General features: G+C 66.5%; 11 protein-coding genes. 3 read left to right on the forward strand and 8 right to left on the reverse strand.

Annotation, left to right across the window (positions count from 1 at the left end; translation table 11 throughout):
* Positions 1-172: 172 nt before the first annotated feature.
* The 7 genes from AR540_RS12745 to AR540_RS12775 form a co-directional block, all read right to left on the reverse strand.
* The gene (locus AR540_RS12745) at positions 173-1,654 is read right to left on the reverse strand and encodes an efflux transporter outer membrane subunit (RefSeq protein ID WP_059229455.1); all 1,482 of its coding nucleotides are present in this window, start codon (positions 1,652-1,654) and stop codon (positions 173-175) included.
* Positions 1,651-4,761 carry an efflux RND transporter permease subunit gene (locus tag AR540_RS12750; protein ID WP_059229457.1) on the reverse strand — a complete coding sequence of 1,037 codons (3,111 nt, stop codon included), beginning with the start codon at positions 4,759-4,761 and terminating at the stop codon, positions 1,651-1,653. The genes AR540_RS12745 and AR540_RS12750 overlap by 4 nt, the downstream gene beginning before the upstream one ends.
* 1 nt (position 4,762) lies before the next feature.
* Positions 4,763-7,894 carry a multidrug efflux RND transporter permease subunit gene (locus tag AR540_RS12755; protein ID WP_059229459.1) on the reverse strand — a complete coding sequence of 1,044 codons (3,132 nt, stop codon included), beginning with the start codon at positions 7,892-7,894 and terminating at the stop codon, positions 4,763-4,765.
* Between the two features lie 9 nt (positions 7,895-7,903).
* Positions 7,904-9,139 carry an MdtA/MuxA family multidrug efflux RND transporter periplasmic adaptor subunit gene (locus AR540_RS12760; protein WP_059229461.1) on the reverse strand — a complete coding sequence of 412 codons (1,236 nt, stop codon included), beginning with the start codon at positions 9,137-9,139 and terminating at the stop codon, positions 7,904-7,906.
* Between the two features lie 161 nt (positions 9,140-9,300).
* Complete coding sequence (gene tpx, locus AR540_RS12765; RefSeq protein WP_059229463.1) at positions 9,301-9,801, reverse strand: thiol peroxidase; 501 nt, start codon at positions 9,799-9,801, stop codon at positions 9,301-9,303.
* 81 nt (positions 9,802-9,882) lie between these two features.
* Positions 9,883-13,575: a translocation/assembly module TamB domain-containing protein gene (locus tag AR540_RS12770; protein WP_059229465.1), complete on the reverse strand. Its 3,693-nt coding sequence runs from the start codon at positions 13,573-13,575 to the stop codon at positions 9,883-9,885.
* On the reverse strand, positions 13,572-15,248 hold the full coding sequence (locus AR540_RS12775; protein ID WP_059229468.1) for an autotransporter assembly complex protein TamA: 1,677 nt from the start codon (positions 15,246-15,248) through the stop codon (positions 13,572-13,574). The genes AR540_RS12770 and AR540_RS12775 overlap by 4 nt, the downstream gene beginning before the upstream one ends.
* Before the next feature lie 179 nt (positions 15,249-15,427).
* On the opposite strand from AR540_RS12775, the gene xthA reads away from it, so the two are divergent.
* The 3 genes from xthA to AR540_RS12790 all read left to right on the forward strand — a co-directional run bounded on the left by xthA (position 15,428) and on the right by AR540_RS12790 (position 18,847).
* Entirely contained in the window at positions 15,428-16,240 is an 813-nt protein-coding gene (xthA, locus tag AR540_RS12780) for an exodeoxyribonuclease III (protein ID WP_059229470.1), read from the forward strand.
* 70 nt (positions 16,241-16,310) lie between these two features.
* On the forward strand, positions 16,311-17,669 hold the full coding sequence (locus AR540_RS12785; RefSeq protein WP_059229472.1) for a substrate-binding domain-containing protein: 1,359 nt from the start codon (positions 16,311-16,313) through the stop codon (positions 17,667-17,669).
* A gap of 425 nt (positions 17,670-18,094) precedes the next feature.
* Positions 18,095-18,847 carry a class I SAM-dependent methyltransferase gene (locus AR540_RS12790; protein ID WP_059229474.1) on the forward strand — a complete coding sequence of 251 codons (753 nt, stop codon included), beginning with the start codon at positions 18,095-18,097 and terminating at the stop codon, positions 18,845-18,847.
* Here the strand turns inward: AR540_RS12790 and AR540_RS12795 are convergent.
* Positions 18,840-19,313, reverse strand: a complete 474-nt coding sequence (locus tag AR540_RS12795; protein WP_059229476.1) for a DUF192 domain-containing protein — start codon at positions 19,311-19,313, stop codon at positions 18,840-18,842. The two genes, AR540_RS12790 and AR540_RS12795, sit on opposite strands and share 8 nt — an antisense overlap.
* Positions 19,314-19,365: the final 52 nt, after the last annotated feature.

Genomic DNA, 19,365 nt, shown 5'->3' on the forward strand with positions numbered 1-19,365 from the left:
TTTTTCCAAACTGACTTCGCTTTCCATGCTGTCCTTACCTGATAGCAAAGGAACAAAACTATCATCTACACCACGCGATTCAAAACCCAACAAAGGGGCTGAGCCTGACGAAAGGGCATAACGTCAGGCTGAGCGCGTTTCGTTGCAGCTGTACCCAGGACTAGACATGCAGTCAGGGCCGCCGGGGCGGTGCGGGCGGCGCGAGATTGCCATCCCAGCCACCGCCGAGCGCCGCGATCAGTTGCACGCTGGCACTGAGGCGACTGCCTAGCAGGGTCAGGTTGGTGCGCTCGTTGCTCAGGGCGGTAGTTTGCAAGGTGACCACGTCGAGATAACCGATCAACCCGGCACGGTACTGATTCTCCGCCAATTGCAGGGCCCGCCGGGCGGCATCCAGAGCCTCCTGGCGCACCCCGGCCTCGTCCTCGTAGGTGCGCAACTGCACCAGGTAGTCCTCCACCTCGCGGAAACCGTCGAGTACGGTCTGGCGATAGCCGGCGACGCTGGCGTCGTAACTGGCCTCGGCCGACTCCACCTGAGCCCGGCGCAGGCCACCATCGAACAACGCCAGGGCAAAGGACGGCCCGATCGACCAGAAGCGATTCGGCGTACTGATCAGATTGCCCCACTGGCTGGCGCTGTAGCCACCGCTGGCACTCAGGGTCAGGTCGGGGTAGTAGGCCGCTTCGGCGACGCCGATGGCGGCATTGGCGGCCATGACCTGGCGCTCGGCCTGGGCGATGTCCGGGCGCCGCTCCAGCAGCGTCGAGGGGACGGCGCTCGGGAGTGGCGGCAATTCAGGAATGGTCTTGACCGCGGCCAGCTGGAAATTGGCCGGGACTTCGCCGACCAGCACCGCGATGGCGTTTTCCAGCTGGGCACGCTGATACCTGAGGTCGATGGCGTCGGCCTGGGTGCTCTTCAGCTGGGTGGTCGCCTGGGCCACATCCGCCGGCGTGACGATACCGGCACGGTACTGGTTCTGGGTCAGGCGCAGGGAACGCTCGTAGGCGGCCACGGTGGCGTCGAGCAGTCGCTGCTGGGCATCCAGCACCCGTAACTGCAGGTAGCTGGTCGCCAGTTGCGTCTGCAGACTCAGGCGGGTGGCCGCCAGCTCCGCGGCGCTGGCCTGGGCGGAGGCCCGATCCGCCTCCACCTGGCGCCTTACACGACCCCAGAGATCCAGCTCCCAGCTTACGCCCAGGCTAGCATCGTAGGCGTTGCTGATGGTGCTGGTGCCACCGCTGCTGAAGGTGCTGCTGGTGCCATTGGAGTTGCGGATGACGGTGTTGCTGCCCGAACCACCCCCGCGTCCGGAGCGGGTGGCGCCCAGGCTGCTGGACAGGGTCGGGAACAACGAGGCTCGCGCCTGGCTGACCAGGGCCAGGGATTGCCGATAGGTCGCCTCGGCCTGGGCCAGGCTCTGGTTGCGCTGGTTCAGCTGGACCATCAGGCGATCCAGGGTCGGATCATCATAGCGGCGCCACCAGTCGCCACGGACCTCCAGATCCTTGGGCGCCGCCGCCTGCCAGCCTTCGGCGTGGCGATAGGCGACCGGCACCGCGGTGGCGGGCCGCTGGTAGTCCGGGCCCAGGGTACAGCCGGCCAGCAGCAGAGCCAGGGTCAGCGTCGGCAGGCGCAGGATTGGGGTCATAGCGGCGTATCCAGGGCAGCGTCGGTACGGATGCCGCGCCAGCGATTGACGCGCCGGCGCAGGCGTTCGAAATAGAGGTAGACCACCGGGGTGGTGTACAGGGTGAGAATCTGGCTAAGCACCAGGCCGCCAACGATCACCAGGCCCAACGGCTGGCGCATCTCGGCGCCCTCGGTATTGCCGATCAGCAGCGGGACGGCGCCGAGTATGGCCGCCATGGTGGTCATCAGGATCGGCCTCAGCCGCAGCAGGCAGGCCTGGCGGATACCCTCTTCCGGCGACAGGCCCTGCTGGCGTTCCAGCTGCAGCGCCAGGTCCACCATCATGATGGCGTTCTTCTTGACCACGCCGATCAGCAGGAACAGGCCGAGCATGGAGATCAGGCTGAACTGACCACCCGTGAGCTGGATGGCGAGCAAGGCCCCTACCCCGGCCGACGGCAGCGTCGAGAGGATGGTCAGCGGGTGGACGTAGCTCTCGTAGAGCACGCCGAGCACGATGTAGACCAGCACCAGGGCGCCCAGGATCATCAGCGGCTGCCCGGAGACGGTACTGGCGAAGATGTTGGCAGAGCCGCCCAGGCGGCCCTGGACGTCGCTGGGCATGCCGATGGCCGCGACGGCGCGCTGTACCGCGCGGGTCGCCTGTTCCAGGCTGACGTCCGGCGCCAGGTCGAAGTTGATGCTCTCCGAGGCGAACTGGCCATCGTGGGTGACCCGGTCCTCGGCGAGGCTGTTGGTGTAGTAGGCGAAGGCCGACAGCGGCACCTGGGCGCCGCTGCCGGTGATGACGCGGACCTGCTCGAGGACGGTCGGGTCCTGGGCGTAGCGTGGATTGATCTCCATCACCACCTTGTACTGGTTGAGCGGCTCGTAGATGGTGGAGATCTGCCGCTGGGCAAAGGAGTTGTTGAGCACCGCGGCGACGGTCTCCATGTCCACGCCGAGACGCTTGGCCTTTTCCCGGTCGATCTGCAGGGTGATCTGCTGGGTGCTGCCTTCACGGCCGTCCACCGCGGTCAGCTCCGGCAGCGCCTTGAGGGCGGCCAGGACCTTGGGTTGCCAGGCTTCCAGCAGGTCGACATCACCGGACAGCAGGTTGTACTCGTAGGACGAGGTGCTCTGCTGGCGCCCACCGAATCTGAGGTCCTGGTCGGCCATGAGGAACAGCCGAGCGCCGGGTACCTGAGGCGCATTGGCGCGGATGCGCTCGATCACCTTCTGGGCATCCAGCTTACGTTCGGCGATGGGCTTGAGCCGGATCAGCATCACGGCATTGTTCACCCCGCTGCCGGCGCCGGAGCTGCCGACGAAACCGGAGGCGCTGGCCACCGCCGGGTCGGCCAGCAGCGCCTTGCGCAGGATCTCTATCTTCGGCTGCATGACCTGGAACGACAGGGCGTTGTCACCGCGGATGAAGCCGATCAATTGGCCGGTGTCCTGCTGCGGCATGAAGGTCTTGGGCACCACCACGTAGAGCGCCACGTTCAGCACGATGGTGGCGATCAGGCTCAGCAAGGTCAGGCGCCGATGGCGCAGGGCCCAGCCGAGGCTGCGGTCGTAACCCGCCACCAGGCGGCGATGGGCGCGCTCGCTGAAGCGCTGCAGGCGGCTTTCGGTGGCGGGATCGTGGGGCCTGAGCCAGCGCGCGCAGAGCATGGGCGTGAGGGTCAGGGACACCACCAGCGATACCAGGATGGCGGCGGCCAGGGTCAGGGAGAATTCGCGGAACAGCTTCTCGACGATGCCGCCGATGAACAGGATGGCGACGAAGACGGCGACCAGGGAGACGTTCATCGACAGCAGGGTGAAACCCACCTCGCGGGTACCCTGGTAGGCCGCCTTGAGCGGCGCCATGCCATTGTCGATATGCCGGGCGATGTTCTCCAGCACCACGATGGCATCGTCCACCACCAGCCCCGCCGCCAGGATCAAGGCCATCAGCGACAGGGTATTGAGCGAGAAGCCGAGGAGGTACATGACGGCGAAGGTACCCACCAGCGAGATGGGCACCGCCAGGGCCGGGATCACCGCGCTGCGCAAGCGCCCGAGGAACAGCCAGACCACGCCGATCACCAGGAACACGGCGATGATCAGGGTGAGCTCGGCCTCGTGCAGGGTGGCCTTGATCACCCCCGATCTGTCCATGGCCACTTCCAGCCGCGCACTGGCCGGGACGATGGCTTCCAGGGCCGGCAGGCGCGCCTTGAGCGCGGCGATGCTCTCGATGATGTTGGCGTTGGCCTGGCGATTGACCACCAGCAGCACGGCGCTCTGGTCATTGAAGAAGCCGGCGTTGTAGCGATCCTCCACGGCATCGCTGACCTTGGCCACGTCGCGCAGGCGCAAGGCCGCCCCGTCCTGGTAGCGGATGATCAGCGGCGCGTAGTCGGCCGCCTTGAACAGCTGGTCGTTGGCCTGGATCTGCCAGTTGTGGTCATCGTTGGCCACCGCGCCCTTGGGCCGGCGCTGGTTGGCACTGTTGATGGCGGTGCGGACATCGTCCAGCGCCAGGCCATAGTGCTCCAGCTGGCGCGGCTCCAGCTCGACGCGCACCGCCGGCAGGGAGCTGCCGCCGATCTGAACCTCGCCCACCCCATTGACCTGGGACAGGCTCTGGGCGAGCACCGTGGAGGCCAGGTCGTAGAGTTCGCCCTTGCTCAAGGTATTGGAGGTCAGCGAGAACACCATGATGGGTGCCTGGGACGGATTGACCTTGCGGTAGCGTGGCATCTGCCGCATGCCGCTGGGCAGCAAATTGCGCGAGGCGTTGATGGCCGCCTGGACCTCGCGGGCAGCGGTGTTGACGTCCTTGTCCAGGTCGAACTGGATGATGATCTGCGTCGAGCCCTGGCTGCTGCGGCTGGTCATGGAGCTGATGCCGGCGATGGTGCCCAGGGAGCGCTCCAGGGGCGTGGCCACGCTGGAGGCCATCACCTGGGGGCTGGCGCCGGACAGGGTCGCCGAGACGGTGATGGTGGGGAAGTCCATCTGCGGCAGCGGCGCCACCGGCAGCAGGCGAAAGGCGATGGCACCGGCGAGCAGCAGCGCCAGGCTCAGCAGCAGCGTGGCCACCGGCCGGGCGATGAAGGGCGCCGAGAGATTCACCTCAAGCCGCCCTGCGCCGGCCCAGGCGCTCACCGAGACTGTCGAAGGCCAGGTAGATCACCGGCGTGGTGAACAGCGTCAGCACCTGGCTCACCAGCAGGCCGCCGACCATCACCAGGCCCAGCGGCTGGCGCAACTCGGCGCCGGCGCCGGTGGCCAGCATCAGCGGCACCGCGCCGAACAGCGCGGCCAGGGTGGTCATCAGGATCGGCCGGAATCTCAGCAACGCCGCCTGGTAGATGGCCTCTTCCGGTTGCAGTCCCTGGTGGCGTTCGGCGTCGAGGGCGAAGTCGATCATCATGATGGCGTTCTTCTTGACGATGCCGATCAGCAGGATGATGCCGATCACCGCGATCAGGCCGAGGTCATTGCCGGTGAGCAGTAGCGCCAGCAGCGCGCCGATGGCCGCCGAGGGCAGTGTCGAGAGGATGGTCAGCGGATGGATGAAGCTCTCGTAGAGCACCCCCAGGACGATGTACATCACCACCACCGCCGCCAGGATCAGCAGCAGGGTACTGGACAGCGAGGCCTGGAAGGCCGCCGCCGCGCCCTGGTAGTGGGTATTGATGCCCAGCGGCAGGCCAATCTCCTGCTTGGCCGCGTCGATGGCCGCCACGGCGGCGCCGAGAGAGACGCCGGTGGCCAGGTTGAAGGACAGGGTCACCGCCGGGAACTGGCTGAGGTGGTTGATCACCAGCCGGGTCGGCCGCTGTTCCATCTTCACCAGGCTGGAGAGACGCACCGGCGCGCGGGCGGTATCGGGGGTGGTTTCCGTCGTGGTCGCGGTGCCGGTCCCACTGCTGCCGCTGGAGCTGGAGCTGCTACCCGCCTTCACCCAGACCTGGCTAAGGGCATCCGGGCCCAGGCTGTCGGCGGCGGCGCTGGCGAGCACCACCCGGTACTGGTTGGCCTGGGTGTAGATGGTCGAGATCTGCCGCTGCCCGAGGGCATCGTAGAGGGCATCGGTGATGGCCGACACCTGGACACCGAGGCGCGCCGCAGCATCGCGGTCGATGGTCAGGTACAGCTGCAAGCCCTTGTTCTGCAGATCGCTGGTGACGTCGGTGAGTTCCGGGCGCTGTTGCAGAGCTTGGATCAGCCGCGGCACCCAGGTGTCGAGCAGGTTGGCATCGGGCGAATCCAGGCTGAGCTGGTACTGGGTCCGACTGACGCGATCCTCGACGCTGAGATCCTGCACCGGCTGCATGTAGAGGGTGATGCCCACCACCTTGGCGACCTCGGGCCGCAGGCGGTCGATCACCTCCTGGGCGGTGACGTCGCGCTCGCTCTGCGGCTTGAGGTTGATCTGCATGCGCCCGCTGTTGAGGGTGACGTTGTCGCCATCGACGCCGATATAGGACGACAGGCTCGCCACCGCCGGGTCCTGCAACACCACCTCGGCCAGCGCCTGCTGCCGTTCGCTCATGCCGCGGAACGAAATGGATTGGGCCGCCTCGGTGATGCCCTGGATGGAACCCGTGTCCTGGACGGGGAAGAAGCCCTTGGGCACCAGCAGGTAGAGCACCGCGGTGAGGGCGAAGGTCGCTACCGCCAGCAGCAGCATCAGCGCCCGGTGCAGCAGCGCCCAGCGCAATGCCCGGCCATAACCGGCGATCAGCCGCTCCAGCCACAGGAGGCGATGCTCGGCCGCCTGTTCCTGCTTGAGCAGCCGTGCGCACATCATCGGCGTGAGTGTCAGCGAGATCACCAGGGAGATGAGGATGGCCACCGCCAGGGTGATGGCGAATTCGCGGAACAGCCGGCCGACCACGTCCTGCATGAACAGCAACGGGATCAGCACGGCGATCAGGGATACGGTCAGGGACACCAGGGTGAAGCCGATCTGCCGGGCGCCCTTGAGGGCGGCTTCCAGCGGGGTGGCGCCCTCCTCCAGATGCCGCGAGATGTTCTCCAGCATGACGATGGCGTCATCGACGACGAAACCGGTGGCGATGGTCAGGGCCATCAGCGACAGGTTGTTCAGCGAGAAGCCGGCCAGGTACATGGCGCCGAAGGTGCCGATCAGCGACAGCGGCACCGTGACCGAGGGAATCAGGGTCGCGCTGAAGCGACGCAGGAAGACGAAGGTGACCATGACCACCAGCCCCACCGCCAACAGCATCTCGTGCTGGACGTCGGTGACCGCGGCGCGGATGGTCTCGGTGCGGTCGCTGAGCACGGCGATGTCGAGACCGGCCGGCAGGCTTTCCCGCAGGCTGGGCAGCAGCGCCTGGATGCGGTCGACGGTCTGGATGACGTTGGCGCCGGGCTGGCGCTGGACGTTGACCAGGATGGCGCCGCTGCGATTGGCCCAGGCGGCCAGGCGATCGTTTTCCGCACCCTGGGCGATGGTAGCGACGTCACCCAGGCGCAGGGCGCCGTTGTCGGCATAGTTGAGGATCAGCTCGCCGTAGGCCTTGGGATCGCGTATCTGGTCGTTGGCGTCCAGGGTGGCCACCCGGGTAGGGCCGTCGAAGCTGCCCTTGGGCTGGTTGGTGTTCTCGCTGGTGACCAGGCTGCGGACGTCGGCCAGGGTCAGGTTGTGGGCCGCGAGCTTGTCGGGATCGACTTGGATGCGCACGGCCGGACGCTGGCCGCCGGCCAGGCTGACCATCCCTACCCCGCTGACCTGGGCCAGCTTCTGTGCCATGCGGGTATCGACCAGGTCGTAGAGGGTGGGCAACGGCAGTGTCCTGGAGCTGATCGCCAGGGTAACGATGGGGGTATCGGCCGGATTGACCTTGTTGTACACCGGCGGGGCCGGCAGGTCGTTGGGCAGCAGGTTGTTGGCCGCGTTGATCGCCGCCTGGACTTCCTGCTCGGCGACCGACAGGTCCAGCTCCAGGTTGAACCTGAGGGTGATGACAGAGGCGCCACCGGAGCTGGTGGAGGCCATCTGCGACAGCCCGGGCATCTGGCCGAACTGGCGCTCCAGCGGCGCGGTGACGGCGCTGGTCATGACGTCGGGACTGGCGCCGGGATAGAGGGTGAGCACGCGGATGGTGGGATAGTCCACCTGCGGCAAGGCAGCCACCGGCAACAGCCGATAGGCCAGCAGGCCGGCGATGAGCAGCGCCACCATCAACAGGGTGGTGGCGACCGGGCGCAGGATGAACGGGCGCGAGATATCCATCGCGCCCGGTCAGCCCTGGGTCTTGCCGGGCTTGCGTACCGCCGGCTTGGCCGGTTCGCTGGGCGGCGCCGAGGCTCCGGTGACGACTTCCACCTCGGTGCCCTCGCGCAGGCGGTCGGTACCTTCGGTCACCACGCGATCGCCAGCGGCCAGGCCTTCGGTGACCACCGTCAGGCTGCCGTCATCCGGGCCGACCTTGAGGGTGCGGACCTGAATCTTGTCGTCGGCTCCCACCACGTAGGCGAAGGTGCCGTTGGAGCCGAACTGGATGGCGGAAGACGGCAGCACCAGCACCTGGTCCAGCACCTGCTCGCGGACCCGAACGGTCACGAACTGGTTGGGGAACAGCGCCTCGTCGCCGTTGGCGAAGCGCGCGCGGAACTTGAGGGTGCCGGTGGTCGTGTCGATCTGGTTGTCGAAACTCTGCAGGGCGCCTTCGGCGACCTTGCGCACCCCGCCACGATCCCAGGCTTCGACCGGTAGCGTCTGGCCGCTGCGCGCTCGCTTGAGCAGCTCGCCAAGCTGGCTTTCCGGCAGGGTGAAGACCACCGAGATCGGCTGGGTCTGGGTGATCACGGCCACCACGGTGCTGTCATTGGCGGACAGCAGGTTGCCGCCGTCGAGTTGGCGCAGACCCACGCGGCCGGTGATGGGCGCCTTGATCTGGGTGAAGGCCAGGTTCAGCTTGGCATCGGCCACCGCCGCCTGGCTGTTCTTGAGGGTGCCGCGATACTGGTTGACCAGGGCTTCCTGGGTATCCAGGGTCTGCTTGGCGATGCTGTCTTCGCGGAACAGCCCCTGGTAGCGCTTGAGGTCCAATTCGGCATTGCGCAGCTGCGCCTGGTTCTGTTGCAGGGTACCCTCGGCCTGCTGCAGCGCCACCTGGTAGGGACGCGGGTCTATGGTCGCCAGCAAATCGCCGGCCTTGACCTTCTGGCCTTCTTCGAAAGCCACCCGCATCAGCTCGCCGGCCACGCGGGTGCGGACGTTCACGGTATTGAGCGCCGTGACCGTACCGATGGACTTGCGCACGATGGGGAAGCTGCGTTGCTCCACCGCCACCACCCGTACCGGTGTCGGGCCGGTCATACCGAAGGGCGACCGCGCGCCCTTGTCCGTGGCAGCTGCCTCCTTCTGCCCATGCTGGTGATACCAGTACCCGCCGGCAGCGGCCAACAGCAGGACGATGAGCAGCAGCCAGGGCAGTCGGCGACGCGAAGAGGTGCGGGGAGAAGAGTCGGACATCGAAGAATTCGTACGCGCAGGAGAAGGCGGAAGATAAGCAGCCGGAGCCGCAGTCACCAGCCCCTTTACCGCGTTTTTACCAAGGGCGAAACGGGCGGAAACAAAGACGTCCACCCGCTTCTCGTGGCCTGCGGCTCGGCAGCGCCGCAGGCAGGCATGGCTTAGCCCAGGACGGCCAGCGCCGCCGCGTAGTTCGGCTCCTGGCCGATTTCCGGGACCAGTTCGCTGTGCAGCACCTTGTCGTGCTCGTCCAGTACCACTACGGCGCGAGCGGCCAGGCCTTGCAGCGGGCCGCTGGCCAGGGCGACGCCGTAGTTCCGCAGGAATTCGGCACCGCGCAGGGTGGAGAGGTTCACCACCTTCTCCAGCCCTTCGGCACCACAGAAACGCTTCTGGGCGAACGGCAGGTCGGCCGAGATGCAGAGCACCAGGGTGTTATCCAGCTTGTCGACTTCGGCGTTGAACTTGCGTACCGAGGTAGCGCAGGTCGGGGTATCGACGCTGGGGAAAATGTTGAGCACCTTGCGCTTGCCGGCCAGGCTGGCCAGGGTCACGTCCTGCAGGTCGCCATTCACCAGGCTGAAGGCGGGTGCCTGTTGGCCGGGCTGCGGCAGGCTGCCCTGCACTTCGACCGGATTGCCGCGCAGATTGACGGTTGCCATGAATTGCTCCTTTTCTCATGAGAGGGGGACAGGGAGTAAACACGTTTTCCGCGGCCGATCAAAGCCTTGCGCGTCCCCGACTCAAAAATCGCGGCGATAGAAGAAATCCAGGGAGTTGGCCAGGCCACTGGCGATCTCCAGATAGAGCCGCCGGGTGAGCTGGTAACGCAGCGCCACCGTGTTGGCCGAATCGAATACCCCGACACCATAACGCAGCGACAACCGGTCGGTAAGATTGCCCGACGCGACGACACTGGTCTTGTCGCCGGAGCCCGCGGTGTCGAGCTGGAAGTTCTGGATACCCAGGCGCTGGGCCAGCTCGCCGGCAGTGCCGGAGCTACCCGCCAGGCCCAGCGCCAGGGCGGCCTGGCCGAGCACGTTGTTGTCGCCTTCGCTGCCGCTGGAGAGCGGCCGTCCCAGCACCAGGTAGGCCAGCGCCTGTTCCTGGCTCATGCTCGGCTCGGAGAACACCTCGATGCGCGGTTGCTGGACGAAACCGGACAGGCGCAGCCCGGCGGTGACGTTCTGCTCCTGCACCACCCGCACCGCCTCGACATCGATGTACGGCTGGGCGATGGGGCCCTGGAAGAACAGCCGGGCCCGTCTCATGGTCAGGCGCTGACCGTAGGCGTTGTAGCGGCCGTTGCGCAGGTTGAGCTCGCCGCGGGTGTCGAGGTTGTCGCCGATGTGGACCTTGCCGACGATCTCGGCGGACAGGCCGAAGGCATCGAAGGTGAGCTTGTCGGAACCGACCAGCACGTCCACGTCCATGGCGATCTGCAAAGGTTGCTGCCTGGCCGGGGCTTCCTGGCCAACGATGACGGCATCGTCCGACACCTTCACCGTAGAGGGTGGCAGCTGCTGTACCCGAATGTGTCCGCGCGGCACCCTGACTTCCCCGGCCAGCGCCAGGCGCCCGTCCTTCATCAGGATCTTGAGATTGGGCGCCACTTCCAGCTGGGCATAGGGCTCCACGTTGACCGGGAGCCTGTCGCCGGTGACCGCGACGTTGACGTCCAGTCCCTGGGCCCAGCCAAGGCTGCCCTGGACCTGGCCTCGCCCCTGGGTGCCACTGCGCCAGCCACCATCGAGAACGGCGCTGTCGCCCTGGATGCGCGCGGTCAGACTCAGATCCTGCAGCCGGGTCGGCACGCTGCCGCCGCCGATGTCGCCACCGCTAAGCTGGATCTGGCCATTGACGCGGGGTTGCAACAAAGTGCCACCCAGCTCGCCCGAACCGTTGATCTTGCCCTCCAGGTGCTCGATGCCGTCGACGAAGGCCTTGCCCAGGGCGAGATTGAGGCCCTGCAACTGGAAACGTCCGGCCAACGCCTGGTTCGGGTCACGCGGGTCCAGGCTGGCCTGGACGTCCAGGCGGCCAAGGTCGGCGCTGGTCAGGCGCACCTGGGTGTCCACCTGCTGGGGCTTCAGGGTGCTGGTCACATCAAGGCTGTCGTAGTTGAAGGTCTGCCACTGGCCAGTGGCGTCCCTTAGCCTCAGGCTGCCACGGCCGGCCTGGAAGCGGACCTCACCATCGAGCCCGGACTTGGGCAGGCGCAGATCGACGTCACCGTCGAGGGTGCCCTGCCAGGCCAGCTCCGACGGCAACAGCGGCTGCAGACTGGCCAAGGGGAAGGCACGCAGGTGCCAGGCCAGGCGGGTATCCGGTAGCAGCTGTTGATCGTCACCGCAGAGACTGGCCGCACCCGATCGCCAGCAATGGTGACCCAGCTCCAGCCGGCCATTGGCCAGGCGCTCGATGCGGGCAGGACTCTGCAGTGTCCAGTTCTGGCCACTGGCGGCGACCGAGCCCCGGGCCAGTTGCCCCTTCCAGTCACCCTTCTCGGACAGGGTACCGGCCGCCGCGAGGGCCAGCGTCAACCGAGGCCCCTGGAGCGAAAGATTCGCCTGTTGCTGGCGACGATCGCCCTGCCCTTGCAACCGCAGCACCCCGAAGTCGCGACCGGCCGCCCGCAGGCCTTGGGCGGTGAGGTCCAGTTGGCCGCGTTGGCGCTCGCCCAGGATGGCGGACACCGCCAGGCTGGCTATCCGGTTGTCGGCGTAGCCGAGTTGACGGCCATCGAGCCGCAACTGCCCTGTGGGCTCCCTGAAGGTACCGGCCAGATCGAGTCGCCCCTGGGCGCTACCGGAGAGATCGGGCCAGAGCTGCGCCAGGCGACGCAGATCCAGTTGCAACTGACCCTGCAGGCGCTGATCGAGAGCGCCCTGTCCTTGGATCCGGTTGTCACCCAGGCGAATATCCAGCTGGGAGACCTGCCACTGCTCGCCGGCGCCCTTGGCCTGGGCGGTGAGGACGGCCGGCTGGTTGCGCAGTCGGCCTTTCAGGTCCAGGTCGGCATCCAGTTGCAGGCGCCCCTCCCTGAAGGTACCGGAGCTACGCAGCGGACCGGCCAGGCTGCCAGGCAACTGGGCAACCCAGAAGGCAGGGTCCAACCGACTGACATCCAGCGCCACCTGCCAGGTGACGCCATCGACAAAACCCAGGTTGACCTTGCCCTGGGCGCGCCCCTGGCCGGCCTGAAGATCCAGGGACGGCAGGTTGAGCTGGGTGGTGTCGCCGCTGAAGGGAGTGGCCAGGGTGAAAGCCCCGGCCGGACCGGTGGCAGTGGCCTTGAGATTGCCCAGGTAGCCGCCATCGCGATAGGTCACCTCGCCTTGCAGCCGCTGCAGGCTTACCGGCGGCTCGGCCATGGGATAGAGGCGCCGCCAGGGGAAGTCGCGCCAGTCGAGGGTGGCATCGGCGGCCAGGCCTTGCTGCCAGTCCAGTTGCCCGGCCAGCACCACCCGCTGCTCGGGCGTGGCCTGCAGGCGCAAGGCCGCGATCCGTGCGCCCTTGGCATCGACGCGGCCATCCAGATTCAACGCTACCGGCCCGCCCTCGCCCGGCAACGTCGCCTGGCCGATCAAGGCATAGCCGGCGGCGAGATCGCCCCTCGCGGTTAGCTTCAGGTCGTCGAGGCGCAGGGTGTCGGGCAGGGTCGCCGCCGCCTTGAAACCGTTCGCCACCAGTTGCAGATCGGCCGGGGCGTTCTCGACCAGGGGCTGGACGCTGCCGGACAATCGTCCCGGCAGGTAGCCACTGCTGTCGGCCGTCAGACGCAGGGTCTTCTGCAGTTCACCCTCGATCTTCAGTGCCAGCGACCAGGCCGCCTGGTCCGGTGCTGGCAGGCCCAGGGTCCCATCCAGCTGCAGGGGCCAGTCGCCATGGGGTTGCAGGTGCCCCTGGGTATCCAGCGTCAGACCATGGGCCACACCGGCCAGGTGCTCGATAGCGACGCCGTCGGCCTGCCAGCGCGCCTGCAGTTGCAGGTCACGAGCCTCTTCGGCGCCGTTGTAGAGCACCTGCCCCAGGCGCACCTCGCCCAACTGCACACCAACGGGCAAGCCCAGCGAAGGCAAGCGGACCGGCTCGCTTTGCGCAGGCGCCGGCTCGGTGCTCGGCGCCTGGTCGATGGCCACCCGCAAGGCGGCCAGGGTATCGATGCACAGTTGTAGGCGGAGCAGGCAGCGTGGGCGCCAGGTGAATTGCGGCTCATCCACCGTCACCCGCGTAGCACCGCCCTGCCAGACCAGCTGTCGTGCCTGCCAATGGCTCCCCAGACGGCCCTGGAAGTCGGTCAGGGTCAGGTTAGGGACCTGGCCCAGTACCGCCCGCCCGATGCCGGCATTGCCCAGCACGAGCGCCAGCAGCAGGACCAGCGCGCCCAAGAGGGCCGCCAGGATTCCAAGAACGACACCAGCGAGCGGCTTCACAGCTCGGGCCCTATGGAAAAATGCAGGCGAATGCCGCCGGGTTCGTCCAGGCCGTGGGCCAGGTCGACGCGGATCGGGCCGACCGGCGAGACCCAGCGCACGCCCACCCCGACACTCGTCTTGAGTTGATAGTTGTTGAGATCGTTGAAGGCGCTGCCCTGGTCGACGAAGGTCGCCAGGCGCCACTTGTCCCGCAGCGGATACTGGTACTCGACGCTACCGGCGATCAGGTAGCGGCCACCGACGTAGTCACCTTCGTCGTTCTCCGGCGACAGCGTCTGGTAGTCATAACCCCGCACGCTCTGGTCGCCGCCGGCGAAGAAGCGCAGCGACGGCGGAATCTTGTTGTAGCCGTTGGTGAGGTTACCACCCAGTTGCAACCGCCCGAGGAAGCGATGGCCGTCGCCCACGGTGATCAGCCCCCGCGCCAGCGCCGTGGCATGCACCATGTTGGCGTCCGACAATAGCCCTTCCTTGGCCGCCGACACACCGAACTGCAGGCGATAGCCACGATTGGGATCGATGCGGTTGTCACTGCGCAGCAGCGAGAAGTCCACCCCCGGCATCACCAGGTTGGAGGTACCGTCGTCGTTGCCCAGGCGATAGTTCTCGTTGCGCCACTTCACCGACAGCACCCGCTCCCAGCCGTTGGGAAACTTGCGATGCCACTCGGGGCCGACGGTGAGCAACTGGCTGAGAGAATCGTCATCGGCGATCTGCTCGTACTGGTAGCCACCGGCGAAGCGGAACTTGTCGTTGATCGGGTCCTGGCCCGGAATGTCGTACCAGGTGGCGACGCTCTGGCGCGGCGCCGACAGCTCGGCCTCGGCGCCCAGGCTGTGCCCCTGCGGGTTGAGCCAGTGGTTCTCCCAGGTGAATCGGAGGCGCGGGCCGACATCGGTGGAGTAGCCCGGACCGAAGCCGAAGGTGCGCGGCTTGCGGGTGCGCAGGGTCACCGTCACCGGGACTTCCGCAGGCCCCTCGGTCCGGGGGTAGGTGTCCAGCCGGGCACCGTCGAAGAAGCCGCTGGCCAGCAGGTTGCTCTGGAAGTCGGCGATCAGCTCGGAATCGTAGGGCGTGCCCTGGGCGAAAGGCACCATGCGCTGGAGCAGATCGGGATCGAAGGGCGCATCCCCCTCGAAGGTCACCTTGCCCAGGACGAAACGCGGCCCGCTATCGAACACCAGGGCGATATCGGCGAAACCGGTGGCCGGATCGATGCGCAGCTGGTGCTGGGTGAAGGTACCGCGGAAGAAGCCGTAGCGCTGCGCCTGGTTCTGGATGAGGCTCTTGGCATCCTCGTACAGCCCCTGGTTCAGCGGCTGGCCCGGCTTGAGACCCGCGGGTATCGGGCGCTGGAAGGTCCGCAGCTGGCGCGCCGGTCCTTCGATGCGAATGTCCACGTTGCGCAGCTTGACCGGCGCGCCGGGCCGTACCTCCACCACCAACCGGGGAGTGTCACCCGGATCGACCCGGGTTTCGATCTGCGCGTGATAGAAGCCGAGTGCCTGCGCCGCCTGCTCGGCCTGCCGCTCCGCGGCGGGACGCAAGCGTTGCAAGGCCGCGGCGTCCCGTCCCTCGACGGAGCCAATATAGGCCTGGATATTGTCGCGCAGCGGATCGTTGGCGGGTTGGACACGAACGCTCACCTCGGCCGGCGCTGCCCAGGCCATCCCGTGCAGGCAACAAACTCCAATCAAGGCACGGCGTAGAGCTGTCGGACTATTCATACAGGGATGCTAACGGGCGTTGCGCTGTCAGACAAACGGATGCGTCCAGGGTTCGCTGCCAGGCCGCTTCGCCAGACCGCCGCGGAATAGGCTAGGATCTCTGTTTTCCCAGGACCGCCAAAATGAAGATAATCTGCTTCAACATCAATGGCTTGAGAGCAAGACCTCATCAGCTTTCTGCCATCATCGAGCGCTACGATCCCGACGTGATCGGCCTGCAGGAAACCAAGGTCTCGGATGATCAGTTTCCCCAGGCGGAAATCGAGGCGCTCGGCTACCACGTCCACTACCACGGCCAGAAGGGTCATTACGGCGTTGCCCTGCTGTCGCGCCTGGCGCCACTGGAACTGCACAAGGGCTTCCCGGGAGATGGCGAGGAATCCCAGAAGAGATTCATCTATGGCGTCTTCGCCGATCGCCAGGGCCAGCCGCTGGTGGTCATGAACGGCTATTTCCCCCAGGGCGAGAACATCGCTCATCCGACAAAGTTCCCTGGAAAGAGGAAGTTCTACGCGGATCTTCAGAATCTACTTGAAGAACGTTTCTCCGCCGACACGCCCTTGCTGTTGATGGGTGACTTCAACATCTCCGCCCAGGACCATGACATCGGCATCGGCGCCGCCAATGCCAAGCGCTGGCTGAGAACGGGCGCCTGCAGCTTCCAGCCCGAAGAACGGGAATGGATGCAACGTCTGCTGGGCTGGGGACTGGTCGACAGCTACCGCCACCTGCATCCCGCGGTCGAGGACCGCTTCAGCTGGTTCCCCTATCGCAGCCGCGGCTTCGAGGACGAGCCCAAGCGCGGGCTGCGCATCGATACGATCCTCGCCTCCCGCGCCCTGCGCGAGCGTATCGCAGCGGCCGGCGTCGACTACGACATCCGTGGCATGGAGAAGCCTTCCGACCACGCTCCGGTATGGCTGGAGTTGCGCTGAACGACTGTAACGTTAGTGTCACGGAGCGGCCCTAAGGTGGCGGCCTCGTCGTAGGTTCGAGGCCCGCCCCATGAACTGCTCCGCCCCGGTATTCCGCCGTACGCTGCTACGGCGAGCGGTGCTGACGCTATTGCTGCTACCCCTGGCACCGTACACCACCTTGGCCGCGGAGAGCGACACGCCGCTGCTGCGACTCCAGGGTTCCAACACCGTGAATGCCCGCCTGGGCCCCCGCCTGGTGGCCGGCCTGCTCGCGGAGCGCGGTTACCAGCAGCCGCAGACCCTGCCCACCGGCGTGATGGATGAATGGCGCCTGGTGGCCCGTGCACCCGACGGCAGCTCCGTCTCCGTGCAGATCGCCGCCCACGGTACCGGCACCGGTTTCACGGCCCTGGCCAACAAGACCACCGATGTCGCCGCCGCCTCGCGCCCCATCACCGATGCCGAGGTGACTACCCTCGCGCCCCTGGGCGACCTGCGTAGCCGGCAGGCCGAGTACGTCATCGCCCTGGATGGCCTGGCGATCATCGTGCACCCGGGCAATCCGCTGCGCGAACTCGACCTGCAGCAGTTGGCGCAGATCTTCGCCGGCGACATCGGCGATTGGCAGCAGTTGGGCGGCCAACCCGGCCCGATCCATCTCTACGCCCGGGATGACCGCTCCGGCACCTACGATACTTTCCGTGAGCTGGTGTTAACTCCCGCTGGTAAGCGATTGAATGCACAGGCGAAACGCTACGAGTCAAACGAAGAACTAGCGGAGCAGGTCACCCACGATCCCGCCGGTATCGGCTTCACCAGCCTGGCGGCCGCCGCCAAGCTGCCCATGCTGGCCCTGCGCGATGGCGAGGGACGCGCCATCCTGCCCAGCGAAGCCAGCATCGCCACCGAGGATTATCCCCTGGCGCGTCGGTTGTTCCTCTATGCACCACCCAACGAACGGTCCGACTGGGTACGCGGCCTGTTGGAGTTCAGCCAGACGCCCGCCGGCCAGAGCATCGTCCAACAGAGTGGTTTCGTCGCCCAGCGCATCGAGCCGCTACGGATCACCAACACCCAGGGCATGCCCAAGGCCTATGCCGACCTGGCCCAGCGGGCCCAGCGCCTCACGGTGAATTTCCGCTTCACCGCGGGCAGCGCCCAGCTCGACAACAAGGCCTTGCGCGATGTCGAGCGACTGGCCGACTTCATGCGGTTACCGGAAAATGCCAGCCGACGCCTGGTGCTGGCAGGCTTCAACGATGCCACCGAAGATCCCGCTCGTGCCGCCCTGCTGGCGCGGCTCAGAGCCCTGGCGGTGGCCACGGCCCTGCGCCACCAGAAGGTCTTCGCCGCCGACCTGCTTTCCCTCGGCGACCAACTGCCGGTAGCCGGACTCTCGCCCAACGGTCGGGTGAAGAATCGCCGGGTCGAGGCCTGGCTCCAATAGCGGTGACGCTCGAGCGCTTCCATAGCCGCTCGACCAGGCCACGGAGACCAGAATCCTGGGGCGTGCCTGATAGCGCAATCCAGAGCGGGCGGTCGCTTCCCAGGCCATGGCCACGACAGTCATCAGCCGAGCGGTCGAGCATCCAGCCGCCTCCGCGCCTACCCGCTACCAACGCGCAGAGTGCTGGCCAAGGACTCTGCGCGTCGGCGGTCGGTGCCAACAGCCATCGCCTCCAACCGGCCTGCTCTCGACAACGTCGTACCGCTGCCGCCATTCTTTTCGAAGACGGTTTCTTCACGCCCGGCGTCTATGCCAGCCATGCATTCGAGCGTAAGCCAGCCGCAGAAACACAGTTAAAGTAATTTCTGATGAATTTCGATAATTCACTTCATAAAACAAAATTAACTAACTGATTATAAAGGCCTATGAAAAACGAAGAGCGATTCAGCGACAGGGTCTCCGCCTACGAGAAAGGTCGTCCGGGCTATCCCTCGACCGTGATCCAGCGGCTGGCAGCGGATCTTGCAACGGATGCCGTGGTGGCGGACGTCGGCGCCGGCACGGGTTTGCTGACCCGGGAGTTCCTGGCGGCGGGCTACACCGTTCACGCCATCGAGCCCAACGCCCCCATGCGCCAGGCCATGGCCGCGAGTCTGGCCCGGCGGGCAGGCTTCCATACCTGGAACGGCACGGCGGAAGACACCGGCCTGGGCGAGCGGAGCGTGGATCTGATCGTCGTGGGCCAGGCCTTCCATTGGTTCGACCGCCAGCGAACCCGACCGGAGTTCGCCCGGATTCTGCGACCGGGGGGCACCCTCGCCTTGATCTGGAACTATCGACTGTCCGATAGCAGCCCCTTCATGGCCGGCTACGAGGAATTGCTGCAGCGCCACGGCACCGATTACCGGCAGGTGGAGCACCGCAATCTGCGCCCGGCGGAACTGGCACGCTTCTTTGGCCCCGAGGGTTGCCAGCTGTGGGTGACGAGCAATGCGCAGTGGCTCGATCGAGAGGGTTTGCAGGCGCGCGTGGAATCATCCTCCTACCTGCCCGCGCCCGGCAGACCAGGCCATGCAGCGCTCGGAGCCGAGGTGAGCCAGTTGTTCGACGCCCACGCCGAACAGGGCCGGGTTCGCTTCGACTACGACACCCTGGTATACAGCGGCCCCCTCACCTGAGTGCAGCCGGCACCGCGTCCAATCCCTGGATCTTCGCCCCGGCGGCGACGCTTCGCTGGGAGAACCAGCCGGTCGCCGTTTCCAGGGCATAGCGTGCCGGCGCCCGGGAGCAATGGCGGGTATCGGTCTGCGGCTGCATCTCCGCGAGGTTGAGGATGACGCCGCTGGCCGTGATGAAGGCCGCGGCCAGGGCACTGGGGGTATCCCTCATCCACAGGCAGCGGATGTCGTCACCGGGAAAGACGAACAACATGCCCTCGTCGGCTCCGAGCGGGGCACGCCCCATCAGCCCGTGCGTACGTTGCGCGGGCGTGGCAGCGACCTCGACCCGCAGTATCTGATCGCCGATGCGCAATTGGAGACGGTCGCCGGCCCCGGCAGGCATCCCGGCCAGAGCGGTCAACAACGCGGCTACCCCGGCTCGCCGGCTGCTGGCCTTGCCCCTGGCATGGACAAAAACCTTCATCGCGTGTGACCTTTGCCAGGCGAAAGCGATCTATCCCACATTGTCAGACAAC

It is taken from the genome of Pseudomonas sp. EpS/L25 (assembly GCF_001512295.1).
Classification (GTDB): domain Bacteria; phylum Pseudomonadota; class Gammaproteobacteria; order Pseudomonadales; family Pseudomonadaceae; genus Chryseomonas.